This window comes from Streptomyces sp. NPDC029152, assembly GCF_055564355.1.
Window position 1 is genome coordinate 156,029 of record NZ_JBVHWR010000001.1, and the last position, 17,539, is coordinate 173,567.

Genomic DNA, 17,539 nt, shown 5'->3' on the forward strand with positions numbered 1-17,539 from the left:
GGGTATGCAGGAAGAGACAGCGCGGTCCGCGATCGACACGTTCCTCTCCGCGTTCAACGCCTCGGACGACAGCTACGTGACTGCGCTGCTCTCCCAGGCGTTGACCTCGGACGTGGTCTTCTGGGGGCCGTTGGGCCGCAGGGAGGGGATCGAGGCGGTCGAGCAGTTCGTGCGGGACATCCGGTGCCACCCGGCGGGGCCCGGCACGATGGTGCGCTGCTCGGCGGTGGACATGCCCGACGAGTGGGCCCGGTACCAGTGGGCCTTCACCACGCCGGACGGAGGCCCCCGCCTGGCGGGAACGGACGTCGTCCACCTGCGGCGGAGCCTCATCGACCAGGTGATCGTCTTCGTGGGGGAGATCGAGCCGTCCGCTACCTGAGCGATCCCGATCCGGCACCGCCCTCCCCTCCGGCGGCGCGCACCCACGGCCGTCCGCTCCCCGACGGCGGCAGGGCGCCCCGGGCGGCCCGACGCGGCAGCACGGCGACGCGGCCTCACCCCGCGCTCTGCGAGCCGACGTGGGCGAGCACCGCGGCGGCGCCGTCCTCCGCGGCGATCCCGCGGGCGAGTCCGGCCGCGCGGCGACGGTGGGCCGGCTCGGACAGGCAGGCCGTGATCGCGTCGCCGAGGACCTCGGCCGTGAGTTCCTGGAACGGCACGGACCGCGGAGCGACTCCCAGCTCGCACAGCCGGGACGCCCAGAACGGCTGGTCGGCCATGACGGGAACGGGCACCGCGGGCACGCCGGCGCGCAGTCCGGCCGCCGTGGTGCCCGCCCCGGCGTGGTGGACGACGGCGGCGACGCGGGGGAACAGCCAGTCGTGCGGGACGTCGCCGACGGCCAGGACGTCGGAGCCGCAGCCGCCCAGACCGGCCCACCCCGCCTGTACCACCGCGCGCACGCCCGCCCGCTTCACCGCCGCGGCCACCAGCTCACTGAGCCGTTCCCCCTGCCCCACCGCCATACTGCCGAACCCGACGAACACCGGGAGCGGACCGGCCCGGAGGAAATCGACCAGCCCGGCCGGGGGCCGCCAGCCGTCCGGCCGCGCGGGCCACCAGTAACCCGCCACCTCGGCCCAGGCCGGCCAGTCCTCGGGGCGCGGCACCACCAGCGGGCTGAAGCCGTGGACGACCGGCCGGACGCCCACCGGCGCCGAGGGCGCGTCCGCGGGCAGCCCGAGGCGGACGCGCAGCCGGGTGACGGCGCCCGCGAAGACCCCCTGCGCGCGCCTCAGCACCTCCCGGCCCGCGGCGAGGTTGTCCTCCGGCCCCAGGCCGTCGGCGCTCCGTGCGTTGGGCAGCGGAAACCGTCTGGTGGCGAACGCCGGTACGAGGTAGGTGCCGATGACGGGGACGCCGAACGCCTCGCCGGCCGTCCGGCTGAGCGGTGCCGGACCGAAGGCCGTGAGCAGCAGGTCGGCTCCGCCCGCCACGGCCTCCGCCACTCCGTCGGCGAGCCCGTCCGCGTACGTCCTCGTCAGGGCCCGGGTCTCCTCCCGCGACGTCGCCCGGCCCCAGTCCCGGATCAGCCCCTGAGGGTCTCCCGGCACGGGCCGGTGGTCGAGGCCGCACCCGCCGACGAGCGCCTCGAAGGACGGATGAGCGGCCACGGCGACCTGATGCCCCGCCTCCAGCAGGCGCCGCCCCAGGCCCGTGTAGGGCGCGACATCTCCCCGTGAACCGGCGGTGACGATCAGAATGCGCATGGAGCGATTCTCCTCCGCGCACACCCCCCGGCCACCGTCGCCCGCCACGGGGCTCCCCGGGCCACTCGACCGCCGTGCCCCGGGCCGGGTGTGCTGTCGCCGCTCGGCGCCCCGGCCCGACCTCCGCGGAGCGGGACGGCAAGGCCGTGTCCGCGCCCGGACCGGGCATCGCCTGCCAACCGGTCCTCCGGGTCCGCCGGCCCTTCCGGCGAGGCACCGGCTCACCGACGGCGCCGCTCCCCCTGTCGCTCGTCTGCGTCGTCGGAGGCGACGGCGGCCGGCCCTCCGCCGAGGCTGGAACGAGAAACGGTGCGCTGCCGGTTCGGGGACCGGCCGGGAGGACGGGACCGCGGCACGGCAGGCACGCCTTTCCGAGGAAGGAAAAGTGCAGCCGGATGTCACACCACACCGCGACGAGGCCGGAAGCCACCTGGGCGGCCAGGTGGGCGGGAGCTCTGCTGTGTCTCGCGGTGGCCGCCATCCACGTCGTGGACCAGGGCGGCCTCACGACGACGAGAGACCCCTACTACGTCGGCGTCGCCTACCACGTGCTGGAGATCGTGGCTGTGGTCACCGCCGTGCTGCTCCTCGTCGGCCTCGTCCGATGGGGATGGCTGCTGGCCGCCGGGGTCGCCGCCGGCCCCCTGCTGGGCTACCTCCTTTCGAGGGGCCCGGGACTGCCCGACTACAGCGATGACGTCGGCAACTGGACGGAACCCCTCGGACTGGTCAGCCTGGCCGTCGAAGGAGCCCTGCTCCTGTTGTCGGTGCCACTCCTCCTGCGGAGCCTGCGCCGCGGAACCCGCTGAGGCGGCGCAGAACGTTCCCGTCGGCGCGACCGACCCGTACGCCGGTGGGCGCACGGACCTGACGGTCGTCGAGGGCGGGAACGAGGGGCAGGCCGACGACCGGGCGGGACGCGCCCCGCGTCATGAGGCTCGCAGAGCTACTCGGGAGTTCCGTCGTCCGGAGTCACCGACGTGATCGCAACCGTCGGAGGCGGAGGCGTCGATGTGTATACGTACGCCACCGCGAGCCCCGGTACGTCGTCCGACGGCTCGATCCTCGTCTTGCGTACTTCTATGCCATCCTCCCGGCGGGGACCCAGCAGCACTCCGAGCCGAGGAACCAGCTCCAGTTCCCGCCGCAGGGCTTCTACCGCCTGCTCCGCGCCGAGATCTTTCGCCCGTTGAGCCGCTCGCGCCGTCACGACAGCGATGACACCGGTCACTCGCCTCGCGCCTCCCGCTTCAAGCGCGTCACCAGATCGATTCCCTCTTGGACGGCGACGTCGAAGTCCGGGTCCTGATAGAGACGGATCCTGCCCCGGTAGTCGACGATCACCGCGGCCACGGCCTTGAGGTCCGTCTCCGTCGACGACTCGAGCGCACGCTGCAGGTCGGCCTCGAAGCTCTCCTTGTCACCAGGAAAACCATGCCCGGAACGCAGAGCAGCTCTTATGTCACCGATGGTCTTCAACGGCAGCGGTGCAGAACTTCCGGTCTCCGCGTGCTGTGCGCTCACGATCATCCGCTCCTCGGTCTCCTCGGTACTGGTTGGAGTCTCCTACAGACCGCCACGCGCCGCGGGCTCGGTCCGTCGCCTCACGCGTCATCGAGCCTTCGGCCAGCCTCGACCCATCGCGCGTGTGAAGGCGCGCCATGCCTGCGCCCCCACCTCGGTGACCACCTGGTCGCCGACCTTCGTGTCGCGCACGAGCACCAGGTCGTCGACACGGGCGCACTCGACGCACTCTCCCCCCGCGCCATTGCTGTAGGAGGACTTGACCCACGTGCACGAGGGCTCGGCACCGTCGGGATCACTGTTCACTGCGCGTGTTCCTTCACAACGTCTCTGATCAACTCAAGGGTCCGTCGCGGGCTCAGGGCCGAGGCCCGCAGCTCGTCGAACGCCCGGGTGTACTCACGGACATGGGGTTCCCCTTCCAAGTACATCGCATCGGTGATGCCGTCGCGGTACACCATGTCGGGGTCTTCCGGGTCGGGGAACCCCAGAATGGTGAACGGTCCCGTCGTGGGGCAGGTGCCGGCGTCGAAGGGAAGCACCTGGAGGGTCACGCTCGGCCGCTCCACGGCCTCCAGTACGTGCTCCAGCTGGTTCCGCATCAACGCCCGGTCGCCGATGACCCTGCGCACGGCGCCCTCGCTCACGACGAACCAGCAGTCCGGGGCCCCGGAACCGCTGAGCATCGCCTGACGTTCCAGCCTCACTCGTACGGCCCGGTCGATGTCCTCGGGGGACATGGAGGAGCCACAGGTGTGGAGTTCGTGGGCGTAGGGCTCCGTCTGCAGGAGTCCGGGCAGGACTTCGCACTGGTACTGGCGGAGCGTCGACGCGTCCTGTTCGAGGCCGATGTAGATGGAGAACCACTCGGGTACTCCCGACCCGTGGACCTGCCACCAGCCCCGCGTCTTCGCCTGTCGAGCCAACGACTTGAGGAACTCCCGCAGCTCGTCGGTGGTCTCGTAGAAGCGACACAGCGCTTCCACGTCGGACGGTTGGACGCGCCCGCTGCCGGTCTCCATGCGATTGACCTTGGAACCGCTCCAGTCGAGAGCCGACCCCACCTGGGCGCAGGTCAGTGAGTTCTTCTCCCGCAGCTTCTTCAGTTCGATGGAGAGGCGACGGCGGCGTGCCGTCGGTGATCCGGCCATCTGGGCCCCCTTCGTCCGAACGGCGTTCAGTCTCCGTGCCAAGAGCTCCCTCCGCCAATCACCCGAAGGTGGGATTCTCTCCGTGCACATTGCACGGCGGGATGCGCGCCGGCCATGCTGGCAGGCAGGACGACCGGTGCGGTACCGGAGCGGCGCACCGGCGTCTGCACGGGCCCACGAGTGTGGGAGGTCGGGAGTGATCCCAACTGCATGCATGACGCAGCCGTCGTGGGTTGTGGAGTTCACCGCTCTGGAGGAGGAGGTGGCGGGGCTGCGACGCGACGTGCGGGCGCGTCTCGGAGCGTGGGGACTATGGGACCTCGTGGACGAGGCACAGCTCTGCGTGAGCGAACTCGTGGCCAACGTCATCACCCACGTGGGCGCCGGCACCCCGACGACGCTGGTGATCCGGCTGGACGGCGCCTCCCTGCGCATCGAGGTCCACGACCCCGACACCCACGCCCTGCCCAGGCTCGTGGCCGCGGACTCCGAGTCGGAAGGGGGCCGCGGAATGGCGCTCGTCGGGGCGGTCACGGACCGATGGGGTGTCCAGCTCGATGCCGAACGGAAGATCACCTGGTGCGAACTCGCCACGGGGCTGCCGCCGGTGAGCGGACATGACGGCTGTCTCAGGACGACCCGGGTCGAGGCGATGATCGGTCTGTACGGTGCCCATGGAGCCAGGTCCGGACCGCGGCGCGGCAGGCTCGGCGTCACCGAGGGGGAGGAGGCGGCGATCTGCGTGATCACCGACCTCCTCCACTGGCTCAGCGCGCACGGCCGCGACGCGGACGACGTACTGGACCGTGCCCAGGTGCGGTTCGAGGCCGAGGTCTTCGAGGCGCGCTGGTGAGCCGCGGTGCCAGGTGTCAGCCCACGGTGAGGGGCGCGAAGAACCCCAGGGAGGGGTCCTCCGGCGTGCCCACCAGCAGCGCGCGGTCCAGGAGGATGTTGTTGTGCTCGCAGCTCGTCTCCGGGAGCATCACGCAGGCGTGGCAGGCGGCGAGGTTCGTACCGGCCGAACCGGCCGCCTCGGCCTCCATGCAGAGCGGGTCGGAGGAGCACCACTCGGCCCGGCGGACCGCCGAACGCAGCGCGCGGTCGAGGGACTCCGGTTCGCCCTGGGCGACGAGACCGCCGAGGCTGCCCGCCGAGTCGCTCGTCGCCGTGTAGACGAGCACCCCGGCCATGTCGTCCGCGGCGTACAGACGCTCGCGCAAGGAGGCGGACGGGTAGCCCGCCTCCAGGCTCCACTCGTTGATGAGCACGTGGGCCAAGGTGTGCAACAGCACCATGCGGGGCGTGGCCGGGGACTCCACGGCCCGGCTCGGGTCGTCGGCCCGCTGCTCGAGAACCCGCTGGTGAGCAGTACGCATGCGCTCGACCCGGGCCGCCACGGCCGGCGCCTTCTCCCAGGCCTCCAGGCGGCTCTCGTCCAGGCGCAGGAAGACTCCTTCGCCCTGGACCTCCATGGCCGGCAGCCAGCGCATGGGCTTCTCGGAGAGCGGCATCTCCTTCGCATCGGTCGTCGACTCGGCGTCGACGAGGCGGGTGAACGCCTTCAGGGCCCGCACCTCGCGGAGCTTCTTCACCAGCATCGGGCCGGTGATCCCGAGCGGCTGGAGCACGCTCGGATCACCGAGCGGCGTCTCGCAGACGAACTGCTCGTCACGGGACTGCTCGCTCTCGTCGTTGCCCGAACGCAGACGCTCGTACTCCTTGTTGCGGAGGGCGCGGTAGCGGTGGTCGAAGCTGGGCGTCTTCTCGTCCTCCGGGTCCTCCTCGCGTTCCGCGTCGAGCAGGGCCATGACCTCGTCCAACGGGACCGGGCACTTGCCCTGGAAAGCCCCCTGGAGGTAGATCCGGATGTGCTCACGGTCGTCGAACCGGCGGAGCGCGGACCAGTGTTCCGCGAGCGGATCCGCGCGGCCGCTGCTCCACGGGGGGATGGAGAGCGCCGACTTCAGCACCGGCTGCCACACCGACGAGGAACCGCGCTGCAGGGTACGCAGGGGGAGCCCGCACCCCGCCGGGTCCGTGGCGAAGGCGCCGAGCCACGGGCGGGCGCCTCGGCAGGTGAGGCGCAGGTCCTTCAGCGCGTTCCTGCGGAAGGAACCCTCCATCGAGACCTCGGGCACCTGGCCGCAGGTGCAGGAGATGACGACGGAGCGGAGCGAGGAGGTGCGCCCGGTCGTGCGCATCCTGAGCTTGCCGCCGCACTTCCCGATCCGCGTGGAATCACGGTCGGGCGAGCGGTGCACCCACTGCCAGTAGGGGAACTCGTCGAGGTGCCCGGCCTCGCAGGCGACGACGAAACGGGAGGGGACGAGGTCCACCTCGCACGTGCCACAGACGCTTCGACCGGCCGGTGGGGAGAAGTCACGGTGCGGCTGCAGGTCGTTGCACTCGGGACACGAGTGCATCAAGGGGAAGCGGCGGACCCGAAGACCGTCCTTGCTGGTGTCGTCGGACGCCGGCGGCAGCCGGAAGTGGTCGACGTCGAGCAGCCGGGCCAGTCGCCGCTCATGGACGACGGGCGACTCGTCCCTGCGCCAGCTTCGGTCGGCCTCGTCCAGCCCCGAGACGACGAAGGACTCGTGGTCGACGGCGATCAGCGATCCCACGCCGTATGTGCTGATCACCTGGGCCCGGCGGACCGTGCCGCGACGGGGGAGGTTGTGAGCCGGGGTGGTGCCGTTCGCCGCGGCCCGGCGGCGGCGGGCGGGGGGCGGGGTCATCGGTTTCCCTCCATGAACAGGGCGGACTCGGCGTCGACGTCGCGCAGGCTCCACAGGGTGGGCCACGCCTCGCGGTCCTCGGACTCGTCGTCGTACGACTTCAGGATCGAAGGGGAACGACTGCCCCGCTTCGGTTCGAAAAGCAACCCGCTGTGGATGTCCGCCTCCTGGCACCACCAGTCGACGAACTCGTCGAAGCCCTGCGCCACGGCCGCGGACTCCGAGGGGGTGACCGCGTGGACGCGGTCCAGGAGCAGGGACCTGATGCGGTCCTTGAGGATGTGCTCGTAGGACTCGACCTGTCCGGCGCCCTCGTTCGGGCGGGCGGCCGGGATCAGGATGCGGGCCAGGGCGACGATCACCGCGTGCAGCCCCCGTTCGCGCGCGCGGGCGGAGAACGGGGTCACGGAGGTGGACTCGACCTCGCGGTAGAGGGCCGAGTGGTAGTGCTGGAAGTTCTCGTAGTGCGAGCGGTCCCGGGCACGGGCCGAGTTGAGCATGACGGCGACCATGCCGGGGTGGGCACGACCGACGCGGCTCGTGGCCTGGATGTACTCGGCCGTCGTCTGCGGTTGGCCCATCACGGCCATCAACCCGAGCCGGTCCACGTCCACACCCACCGCGATCATGTTCGTGGCGAGCAGGACGTCCACGGTGTCCTTGTCGGGGAGCCTCTTCTCGATGCCCTTGAGGCGCGTGGGGATCTCGCTGGCGTCGATCCGGCTGGTCAGCTCCGAGTAGTTGGCCACCGGGCGCACCGCCACGCCCTCGCGTTCGGCGAGCAGCTCCAGGTACGCCACCACGTCGTCGTGGACCTGGAGTTCGGCCGCGGAGAGCAGCCGCAGGCTGTTGAAGTAGCCGATGAGGCTCCAGTACGCGTCGCGCACCTTGTCGTCGGTGTCCGCGTGCAGGGCTCGGTGCAGCAACGTGGCGTACGTGCGGATCAACAGCGTGGACTGGCTGGTGCCGGGAGCCAGGAGGCCGACGTAGCGGCGGCTCGCCTTCTCCTCGCGCGGGGTCTCCACGGCGAACCACGAGTCGCGGGAGTCCAGGCCGGCGGGCGGGAACTGCCGCACCTCGCGGGCGAAGAGGTGGCGACCCTGGTCGGCGGCGCGGCGGATGGTCGCCGTGGAGGCGATCACCTTGGGCCGGTCGGCCAACGCGTCCACGGCGGTCTCGTAGAGGCCGGTGAGGGTGCCCAAGGGGCCGGAGATCAGGTGGAGCTCGTCCTGGACGATCAGCTCGGGGGGCGGGGTGCCGTCGGTCGGATCGTCCCGGTTGAACAGTGCGGAGGTCGCCGGACGCCACGGCATGGAGGCGAACTTGTCGACGGTGGCGATCACCAGTGTCGGACGCGCGTCGTACACCGCCTCGTCGATCAGGTGGACGGGAAGGCCGCCGGCGAAGTCGCAATCCGCTCCGGAGCAGCGGATGTGCATCCGCTTGGCGTCCTCGTCGACCTCGTAGTCCCGGGCGTCGAGTCGGGTCCCGCACCAGGGACAGGCGTGCAACTGGACGGGGTTCTCGGTGGCGAGACGCTTGTCCGGGTTGCCGCGCAGCTCGTCCAGCCGGGCGGCGGCCTCGGCCAGCGTGTTGGGGGTGGCCGAACGTCCCACCCACATGCCGACGGAGAACGGCTCGTCGCCCAGCTCGGGCGTCCGGCGCCTCATGTGCTCCATGGCGCAGAGCAGGATCGCCGCGCGCTCGAACTGCTGCAGGGTGAGCAGCCGCAGCGTGTAACGCATGAGGACGGTGACACCGCCGCCTTCCACGCCCTTGCGGATGCGGCGCAGGAAGGACGTCAGGGCGATCAGGCCGAGGTAGGCCTCGGTCTTGCCACCACCGGTCGGGAACCAGAGCAGGTCGGAGATCTTGCGGTCGTCGTGCCCGGGGTCGTCGATGCCTGCCATGCAGAGCAGCAGGAAGGCGATCTGGAAGGGACGCCAGCGGCCGGCGGACGGATCGGGGTCGCCCACGCGTCCGCCCTTGACCCAGGCGCTGCGGGCCCGCTGGTCGGCCATGGCACGGTTGGCGAGCCGGAACGCCCGCATCAGATCGGGCTTGGCCCGCAGCAGCTCGATGCCCTCGCGGATCCGGCCGAGCGCCTCGCGACAGGCGTCCACCTGGTCCCGCGCGGGCTGCTCGTGAGGGCCGCCCGCCAGGGAGTCGGCTTCGGCCGACTTACGGGCGATCCAGTCCTCGTACCCCGTCGCCAGTGCCTCCAGGGCGGCCAGGACCTCGGTGTCGGGCTTCTCGGCCAGCCCGAGCATCGACAACGACGAGCTGTCGATCTCCGGATTGGAGTCGGTCAGCAGCACCTCCACGCTGGGTACGAACTCGCTGCGCACCTCGGGGACGGCGGCCGGGGTGTTGTCGGTCACGCCGATCGGCGACGGAACCCAGTCCCAGGCGGCGGCGCAACCGTGGCCGATGGCGAAGGTCGGGGCATGACGGTGCAGCAGCCGACTGGTGGCGATCTCCGGGTCGTGCGCGGCGTCCGGGGCGGGGCGCTCGACGAAGGCGCTGGAACCGTCGGCGGCCCAGACCGTCAGACCGCACTGGAACAGGGCGAAGGCGTCCTGAAGGTCCCGCTCACCGACCTTCTGCCTGTTGATCAACGTGACCGTGACGGTGACCGTGCCGGTGTCCGGATCGGGTCGACGGACGATGACGTGCAGGGCGACCTTCTCCGGAGCGAGGTCGATCAGCTCGCCCGGGGTGGGGGCGGTCACGTCGATGCTCTTCTCGGGGAGCTGGAGCTCCTTGCGCCGCCACTGCTCCCGCTGCTCCGCGACGGTCCGGGCCTCGGCACGGCGGGCCGGGACCGGGTTGCCGTCCGCGTCGGTGGGTTCGTAGACCGCCGCGCACGTCGAGACCACGATCGTGTCGCTCACGGCCGGGTCGACCGCGAAGGTCAGGCCCATCGAGGACGGGCGCTTGTCGCCCGAGACACCGGCCTCCTGCGCGGCACCGGACTCCTCGGCGTCCTCCCGGGCGAGAACGGGCGCGGCGTCAAGGCCGTCCTGCTCGGCGGCGTTCTCGACCCTCCGCTCCCGCGAGGCACGCGGATACAGCACGCCGGTCAGGTAGCGGTCGATCGGTGCGTCCTGAGTGAGGACCTCGTCCCGGTCCTCCGGCGCCGCGTCCTCGGCGGGACCGAAGAGTTCCCTGCGCAGCCCCGCGAGGAGTTCCTCGTCCCGCACCCGGTAGTGCTCGGAGTGCCGACCTGCCACGTGCGTCATGCGCCCTGCTCCTCTTCGTTGTCAGCCCGTCGAAACATGCCGATGCCGGTGATCCGCGGCACGATCCACACACCTCGGTCGCCCAGGCCGGCGTTGGCGCCGGCCGCGACGCTGCCCGTCACCGTCTCCAAGGTGTCGATCCGCAGGCCGTGGATCTCGTCGGGCCACCACGGGTCCCAGGTCCGGTTCACCTTCTGCACCCGGAACAGCTCCTGCCGGAACCGTTCCGACGCCTCGCCTATCTCGCGTCCCCGGTGCAGCAGCGCGTACGGCGGACTCTGGGCCTCGCCCGCCGGCAGATCGTGTCGCTTGCGCAGCAGTACCTCCTGGCCGGGACCGACCTCGTGCAGGAGGTAGGTCTGGGTCGCCACGGCGTCGGCCGCGTGCCCGGGCGGGTCGTCCCGGCAGACGTCGCCGGCCTCGGCCACCACGCCGAACCTGTCGTACGACCGCCACCCGCCGACGAACCGCCGACCGCTCTTGCGGTTCCCCGCCCTCTTGACGATCGGCAACTCGGGGGAGCGGACGTGGTAGAGGTCCTGTCGGGCGCGGGTCATCGCCACGTACAGGGCGCGGGCCTCCGCGGGGAGGTCCGCCTCGGTGCCGTACTGCTTGTGGAGTTCGGCGACGGTCGGCGGGGTCAGGACGATCACCCGGTCGAACTCCAGCCCCTTGGCCCGGTGCACGGTGGAGACGACGATCCGCGCCGTCTCCGGGTCGGCCGCCTCGTCGGGGAACCGGTCGTCGGCGACCAGGCGGCGCAGCCGGACCAGATCGAGCGCGGAGCGCCCGGGAGAGCGGGTGGCGCGGCGCAGCACCGTCCACAGGGCGCCCGCGTTCGGTTCGTGGAGCAGCGGAATCTGTTCCAGCAGGGAGCGGAACCGGTCCTCGGGCAGACCGGCCGCGTCGGTACGGCGCAGCAGCTCGGCCACCCAGTAGGGCACCGGCCGCTCCTCGAGAGGGCGGCGCAGCCGGTGGCCGATGCCGTTCTCGTGGAGCAGCCGGGAGACCACCAGGGCCTGCCGGTTGTCGCGGGTGAGGACGGCACAGGTGTCGTCGAGGTCCCGCAGGCCCTGGAGCGTGTACTCGTCGGTGAGGTCGCCGAGCGCGTTCGTCGGGTCCAGGAGCAGGTCGCGCAGTTCCTCGTAGAGGGTGGCGGCCTCGTCCGCGTCACGGACCCGCTGGAGCCGGGGACCGTGCGACAGCGCGACCCGTGCCTCCGGGGTGACGGCCCGGAAGTTCTCGGTGAGACGCAGCTCCACCAGGTCGTCGGGGTACGAGCTGCGCAGCCACTCGAAGAACCGGCCGGTCTCGTCGTTGCGCTCGGCCGGATCCTCGATCTGGAAGCCGTACACCGACTGGGCGGCGTCACCGACCACGGTGAAACCGCAGCTCTCCTGGTAGCGGTCGAGCAGGGCCTCCACCAGTTCCCGACGATCGCCCAGCAGGTCCTGTACCTCGTCGATCACCACGTGGGACGGCGGGACCGAGTCACCGGACTCCAGCACGCCCTCCTCGACGGCTTCCGTCGCGGCCCTGATCCGCTCGTCGAAGGAGGTCGTGGTCCAGTCCCGGTCCGGGTACGCCTGGACGAGCACCCCGTACGCCCAGGCGTCGAAGGTCTGGGCGCGCACCCGGCGGGCCCGGTCCCCGTGCCGGGTGATGCGCTCGCGCAGTTCGCGGGCGGCCGCCCGCGAGAAGGTGAGCACCAGGATGTCGGTGGCCTCCAGCGCCTCCTCCGGGTCCTCGTGACCGCACAGGGCGTCGAGTCGACGCACCAGCGTGTGCGTCTTCCCCGCGCCGGCCCCGGCGGTGACCAGGACCCGGGCGTCCCAGGGCTGCTCGACGACGTTCCGCTGCTCGGCGGTGAGCGGCGGACTGTCGAGGTAGACGTCGGTCACTTACGGCTCCAGAGGTGCTCGAACTGGGTGAAGGCCAGCTTGGTCTCGAAGTTGGCGATGTTGTCGTCGACGTTGAGGATCAGGCAGGTGTCCTTGCCGCCGTTCTTGGGGCCGCGCAGGCCGCGGCCGATCATCTGCTGGTACACGTTGGTGCTGTAGACCGGCCGTGCCACCACCACGACCCGGGTCGCGGGCGCGTCGAACCCCTGGGTGAGGACCCCGTAGTTGGTGAGCACACGGATGCGACCGTTCCTGAAGTTCTCGATCCGCGTCCGACGGTCCTGCGCACTGGTCGTCGAGTCCACGGCGGCGGCCGGAACGTCTCGGTCGTTGAGCATGGCCGCCAGGTACTTGGCGTGGTCGACGGAGGTGGCGAAGAGCAGCGTCGGCCAGTCCGAGGGCAGCGCTGCCACCGAGTCGACGATGCGCAGGCTCCGCTCGTGGTCGTCGGCGAGCCGTTGCTCGGCGGCACGGGACAGCATCGCCATGCGTTCGGCGTGTGTCTTCTCCACCTGGTCGAGCACGATCCGACCACCCTCGAGGGTGCGGTGCTCGACCTGGGCGAGCATGCCCCACTCCTGCAGGTCCCGGTAGGGGTCGCCGGAGGGGAACACGCCTTCGTCGAGCCGCCGACTGCCGAAGCGGGTGATCAGTCGGTGGGTCTCGTCCTCGTTGGTGTTGCGGAACGGGGTGGCGGTCAGACCGAGCAGGTGCCGACGCGTCTCGTACTGGGTCAGGCCCATCAGGCCGAGGATCTCCGTGTACCTCTTGGAGATGGCGGTGTGGGCCTCGTCCACGATCACGAGCGCGGGCTCACGCAGCCACGCGTACTGGTCGGTGCCCAGGCATCGATCCAGTTTCGCGTCCGTGGCGACCACCAGGTGGGGGTGGTCGACGACGTTGCCGACCTCGTTGCTGCTCCACAGCCGGCTGATGGTCAGCGGTCGCTCGGCACCGACCTTGCTCCAGACGAACTTCCAGCTCTGCACGGCCTGTTCGCACAGCTCCTCGGTCTGCGCGATCCACAGCAAGGGGCCCTTGAGGTCGCCGACCCGCTTCACCCAGCGGATCACGGCCTCGGCGGTGACCCGTGTCTTGCCGGCGCCGGTGGGCAGGGACAGCATGCCGCGCTGCGGAGCGAGCCGGTCGAGCAGGGTGGAGATGTTCCGGACCAGGTCCTCCTGGTAGTCGTGGAGCCTGGGGAAGTCCCGGGGTCCCTCGATCGTCTCGTAGGAGGGCGGCGAGGGAGTCCTGGAGCCCGCGAACGTCACCGGCAGGCGCAGGTCGGAGACGAACGCGATGGCGGCCGACGAACCCCCGTACGCCACCGGGGCGTTGGGGAAGCGGGCCTGGATGTCCCGGGCGTGCTGCTGGAGCACCCCGTCGCCGTGCGCGTTGAACGCCATCTGGGCGATGCGGCGCCCGGACGGCTCCACGCCGCCGGTCGCCTGCAGCTCGGCGTCCATCAGCCCTTCGGGCAGGCCGGCCCTGAGCGCGTCCGCGCCGATCAGCAGCTCGAGTTTGGTCACGACGTCCTCGGCGTCGCGCACGGCCTTCTGCGCCGCCTTCAGGGCGCTGTCCTTGGCCATGCGGTCCTGGTGCTCCAGCACCGCGCGGCAGCCGGCCGCCCCCAGACCGAGGCCGAGTTCGCGGTCGATCAGCCGCAACATGGGCTCGGGCTCACGCGGGACGCGGATCTTGACCGTGCTGTTCTGGCGCACGGCGTCCAGGGGGGAGGCGTGCGTGCCGTTGGGCGTGCGGGTGACCTCCTCCAGCTCGGTGCACCGCTGCACCATGCTGTTCCGGTTGCCGCTGTTCAGCCGCTGCCGCAGGGCGGGGAACAGCTCGACGAGAGGAACGGGGTCGCCCTCGGGCACCTCGCGGGTCTCCCGACTGATCACGTCGGCGTAGCGGAGCATGCCCCACTTCTCGACCATCAGCTCGGCGTCTTCGGCGGTCGGCACGAGCAGGGCGGGGAGCTGCTCGGCACGCAGGGCCCGGTACTCGGCGGCACCGACGGCGAGGGTGATCTCGTCGTCGGGGCGGGTGCCCCAGGTGTCACCGATCCGGCAGCGGGTGAGGGAGTCCTCGGGGAAGTCCGCCCCGAACCGGGTCAGCATCACGTAGGTGGCGCCGACGAAGGCGTCGTCCTCGCTGCGGGACACCTCGTCGAGGAGCGCGTCCCAGCGGTCGGCGGGGACCTCGTCGACGGTGATCGGCAGCCGCAGCTTGCGGGCCTTCTCGGGGGAGACGTCGGCGACCGGCAGCACATCGCGGTAGGCGGCGAGCTGGGGGCCGACGGCCTCCGTCAACGGCATGAGCCCCTGGGATGTGGCGACCCTGCCGTACTTGCGCAGCATCCAGCGGATCGGGGACATCACCGCCTGCCGAGTGCTGGTTTGGGCGCCGAACTGACGTGTCCAGTTGTCCACCACGGCGTCGTCGGGCAGCGCCTTGAGGAAGGCGGCGCGGGATTCCTCGGACAGATCGCGGAAGAGATGGAGAGGGCCACCGATCGCGGCGCCCTCGACCTTCATCCGGTTCAGCGCGGGGCGCGGGGCGCGGCTGTCCAGGGAGCGCAGGTGGGAAGCGTGGACGGCCGCCCGGTACTCCTCGAACCAGGCCTCGTCGGCCTGCGGCTGCACGCCACCGGTCGGACGGTCCCGCAGACCGATCAGGGAGAAGAAGTACGTGTCGTCGGAGTGGAACGTCATGTCGACGGCGACGCTCGGATCGCGCTCGGCGTCGACCACGACACCGGGCAGCATGCAGTCGGCGACCGGCCGGAAGTGCTTGTCGGCGGTCCGCACCCGGAGCGTCGTGCGCGGATCGAGCACGCGCTCCATGACCTTGTGGGCGAGACGACGGATGCCGGCCTGGCGGAACAGCTCCCAGAAGCGCTCCCAGTCGGACTCCCCGTAGTGGTCGAAGCCCTGGTCGAGGACGCTGACGAACCGACCCTCGGGGTCGGCCTCGCGGATGCCGAGGACACCGAGCGCGTGCGCCAGCGACGGGTCCTGGGCGAGCTCGTCGACGACGTAGACCGTGGACTCGCGCAGTCCGTCCTGGTGCTCGGCCCGACGGAACACCTTGCCGTGGACCGGGGCGACCAGCCCGTGTTCCTCGGTGAGCACGACGCGGGCCTTGCGGGCCTCGCCGGCGAAGGGGGAATCCTTCTCGATCATGTCGGCCAGGATGCGGACGGCCACCGCCGACGCCTCGGCGGTGCCGTTCGCGACGAGGGCCTCCAGCCAGTCGCGGACCCCGGCCCGCTCGTGTCCGGCGGCATCGAGGACGTGCTGGACCTTGCCGGAGCGCAGGGAGTCGGCCTCGACGCTCGGGTGCAGCCAGTCGGAAGGACGTCCGGGGCACTCGTGCCACATCCGCAGCCACCGCGTCAGCTGCTTCAGATCCTTGTCCAACCGCGGGTGGATGCGCAGGTGCTCGGGGAGGCGCAGGACGCCCTCCTGATCGGGCAGCGAAGGGTTCGTGGCGGTACGGGCCCAGATCTCCCGGGTCAGGAACTCGTCGGCCCAACTGATCGACTCCTTGACACGGCCGGGCAGCAGGGGGAGGTAAGCGGCCGGGTCCTCGGCCGGGGCCAGCCCGGGGAGGGAGTCGACGACGAGCTTCGCCGACATCCTGATCATCTCCTGGTTGAACGGAGAGGAGTCGAGCAGGTTCTGCCGGTCCTCGTTGGTCTTCCACGCCCCGTTGAGGATGCCGCTCAGCGACATCTCGTACTTGGTGGGGAAGAAGGACCAGAACTTGCCCCGCCCCCGGGAGCGGGGGCTGACGTACAGGCCGCTATCGGCGTCCCGTTCCAGCGCGGGGACGGCCCAGGAGAGGTCGAGCGCGACCCGGTCGTGCAGCTCTCCGGCGTCCGCGCGGGCCGCGGGACCCGGCTCGTGCGTGGTGGTGAACACGCGCCATCGCTCCGTGGAGAGGGCCTTCCCCGTGCGCTCCTCGGTCACGGTGTGCAGGTCACCGGACTGCTGGGTGGTCAGCGTCCGGCGCGCCATGGGCCTGGGGCGGTGGTCCTCCAGCACGACCTTGGCGACGTGCGGCGAGAAGAGCTGGAACCCGACAGGGAACTCCTCACGGGGCTCACCGTGTTCCTTGCCGCGTTTGCCGTGCATGTCCTTGCCCAGCCGGTCGTCGGCCTTCGGGAGCAGTGGGAGCCGAACGACCGTGGTCGCCCAGGTCAGCAGCTTGTCCAGTACGGGGTCGGAGGCGCGTTCGGTCTGCATGTCGAGCGGGCGGGCCATCCGCAGGACGGGGGCGTCGAACTCCGGACCGTAGCGCTCCGTCACACCGGGCACGGCCTTGATCTGCTCGTAGGACCAGGAACGGTCGAATCCGAAACTACCGGTGCGGCTGAAGAATTCCGGTGCGTCGGTCACCACGAGGACCGACTTCACCCCGACCCCGAACCGTCCGATCTGCCCACCACGCTTCTTAGACATGCTCATTCGAAGAATGGTCTCCGCCCCTTCCGGGGTGACCGGACTTCCTTCGTTGGCGCAGTACAGATGGGTCTCCGTGAGGACCACGTGGACGCGTCCGCCGGGTTCGTTCGCGATTTCGTCGGCCGCGTTCTGTACGAGTTCGAAAAGCTGACGGTCGCCGTATCCGCCCTGCGTGATACGACGCTCGCCATTGGCGTGCTCAGCGACGAGACCGGGATCCACGGCATATGTCTGCAGAACACGGGAGGACTGCTCGAGAACGGCATCGATCACCGTTGAGGACGAGGACGGCACGGTTGCGGCGCTCCTGATGTCAAAGGTGGGTGGAAGTCTGGATGACGGGCCGGCTCGCCGGCTGTGCGCGAGCCGGCCCGCAGTTCATCGCGCACTGACGGTCGGAGCGTCTCTCCGGTGGGCGAATGCGCAGCTCATACGTGTGGAGGGCGTGTGGTCAGGCGGCAGGAGGGCTTTCGTCCTGCAGTGCCGGAACCGTTCCGGCCGGGTCGGGGGACCCCGCGAGGGAATCGGCCTCGAGCAGGTCATGACGGCCCGATTCAGCCTTGCTCACCACCCGCTGAATGCCCAGCTCGAGTGTGCTGCGCTCCCGCTGGGAGAGCAGTAACGGAAAACAGTCGTCCTCGTTCATCGAGTCCCCACCCCTGTCGATCGATATTCTGTAATTCGCGCAGGGGTGTAATCGGGTAACGCCCCATGAAGCGAATGGTTCCTGCTGAGGGATTCACTCCCGTAGATCACGGTAGCGGCTGGATCCCCCCGGCCGCCAGGAATTCCCAAAAACGTT

12 protein-coding genes are annotated in these 17,539 nt (G+C 70.7%); 3 read left to right on the top strand and 9 right to left on the bottom strand.

The window, feature by feature from the left end; genetic code table 11:
- Positions 1–4 precede the first annotated feature (4 nt).
- Entirely contained in the window at positions 5–382 is a 378-nt protein-coding gene (locus tag ACZ4V6_RS00675; protein ID WP_467821580.1) for a nuclear transport factor 2 family protein, read from the top strand.
- A gap of 115 nt (positions 383–497) precedes the next feature.
- Here the strand turns inward: ACZ4V6_RS00675 and ACZ4V6_RS00680 are convergent, their stop codons facing one another.
- Complete coding sequence (locus ACZ4V6_RS00680; RefSeq protein WP_467821581.1) at positions 498–1,712, bottom strand: glycosyltransferase; 1,215 nt, start codon at positions 1,710–1,712, stop codon at positions 498–500.
- A gap of 395 nt (positions 1,713–2,107) precedes the next feature.
- On the opposite strand from ACZ4V6_RS00680, the gene ACZ4V6_RS00685 reads away from it, so the two are divergent.
- Entirely contained in the window at positions 2,108–2,521 is a 414-nt protein-coding gene (locus ACZ4V6_RS00685) for a hypothetical protein (protein WP_467821582.1), read from the top strand.
- A 418-nt stretch (positions 2,522–2,939) separates the two neighbouring features.
- Here the strand turns inward: ACZ4V6_RS00685 and ACZ4V6_RS00690 are convergent, their stop codons facing one another.
- From ACZ4V6_RS00690 to ACZ4V6_RS00700, 3 genes are all read right to left on the bottom strand, one after another.
- Positions 2,940–3,236 carry a DUF6247 family protein gene (locus ACZ4V6_RS00690; RefSeq protein ID WP_467821583.1) on the bottom strand — a complete coding sequence of 99 codons (297 nt, stop codon included), beginning with the start codon at positions 3,234–3,236 and terminating at the stop codon, positions 2,940–2,942.
- An 87-nt stretch (positions 3,237–3,323) separates the two neighbouring features.
- Complete coding sequence (locus ACZ4V6_RS00695; RefSeq protein WP_467821584.1) at positions 3,324–3,542, bottom strand: DUF397 domain-containing protein; 219 nt, start codon at positions 3,540–3,542, stop codon at positions 3,324–3,326.
- Positions 3,539–4,387 (bottom strand): helix-turn-helix domain-containing protein, encoded by an 849-nt coding sequence (locus ACZ4V6_RS00700; RefSeq protein WP_467821585.1) that lies wholly within the window; start codon positions 4,385–4,387, stop codon positions 3,539–3,541. The genes ACZ4V6_RS00695 and ACZ4V6_RS00700 overlap by 4 nt, the downstream gene beginning before the upstream one ends.
- Positions 4,388–4,601: 214 nt before the next feature.
- Between ACZ4V6_RS00700 and ACZ4V6_RS00705 the strand changes: the two genes are divergently transcribed.
- Positions 4,602–5,240 (top strand): ATP-binding protein, encoded by a 639-nt coding sequence (locus ACZ4V6_RS00705; RefSeq protein ID WP_467821586.1) that lies wholly within the window; start codon positions 4,602–4,604, stop codon positions 5,238–5,240.
- A 16-nt stretch (positions 5,241–5,256) separates the two neighbouring features.
- On the opposite strand, the gene drmB is transcribed toward ACZ4V6_RS00705, so the two are convergent.
- The 5 genes from drmB to ACZ4V6_RS00730 form a co-directional block, all read right to left on the bottom strand.
- Positions 5,257–7,125: a DrmB family protein gene (drmB, locus tag ACZ4V6_RS00710; protein WP_467821587.1), complete on the bottom strand. Its 1,869-nt coding sequence runs from the start codon at positions 7,123–7,125 to the stop codon at positions 5,257–5,259.
- On the bottom strand, positions 7,122–10,367 hold the full coding sequence (locus tag ACZ4V6_RS00715) for a helicase-related protein (protein WP_467821588.1): 3,246 nt from the start codon (positions 10,365–10,367) through the stop codon (positions 7,122–7,124). The genes drmB and ACZ4V6_RS00715 overlap by 4 nt, the downstream gene beginning before the upstream one ends.
- Positions 10,364–12,268, bottom strand: a complete 1,905-nt coding sequence (locus ACZ4V6_RS00720; RefSeq protein ID WP_467821589.1) for a UvrD-helicase domain-containing protein — start codon at positions 12,266–12,268, stop codon at positions 10,364–10,366. Before ACZ4V6_RS00720 ends, ACZ4V6_RS00715 begins: the two co-directional genes overlap by 4 nt.
- Positions 12,265–17,031, bottom strand: a complete 4,767-nt coding sequence (locus ACZ4V6_RS00725; protein WP_467821590.1) for a DEAD/DEAH box helicase — start codon at positions 17,029–17,031, stop codon at positions 12,265–12,267. The genes ACZ4V6_RS00720 and ACZ4V6_RS00725 overlap by 4 nt, the downstream gene beginning before the upstream one ends.
- A gap of 157 nt (positions 17,032–17,188) precedes the next feature.
- Entirely contained in the window at positions 17,189–17,383 is a 195-nt protein-coding gene (locus tag ACZ4V6_RS00730; RefSeq protein WP_467821591.1) for a hypothetical protein, read from the bottom strand.
- Positions 17,384–17,539: the final 156 nt, after the last annotated feature.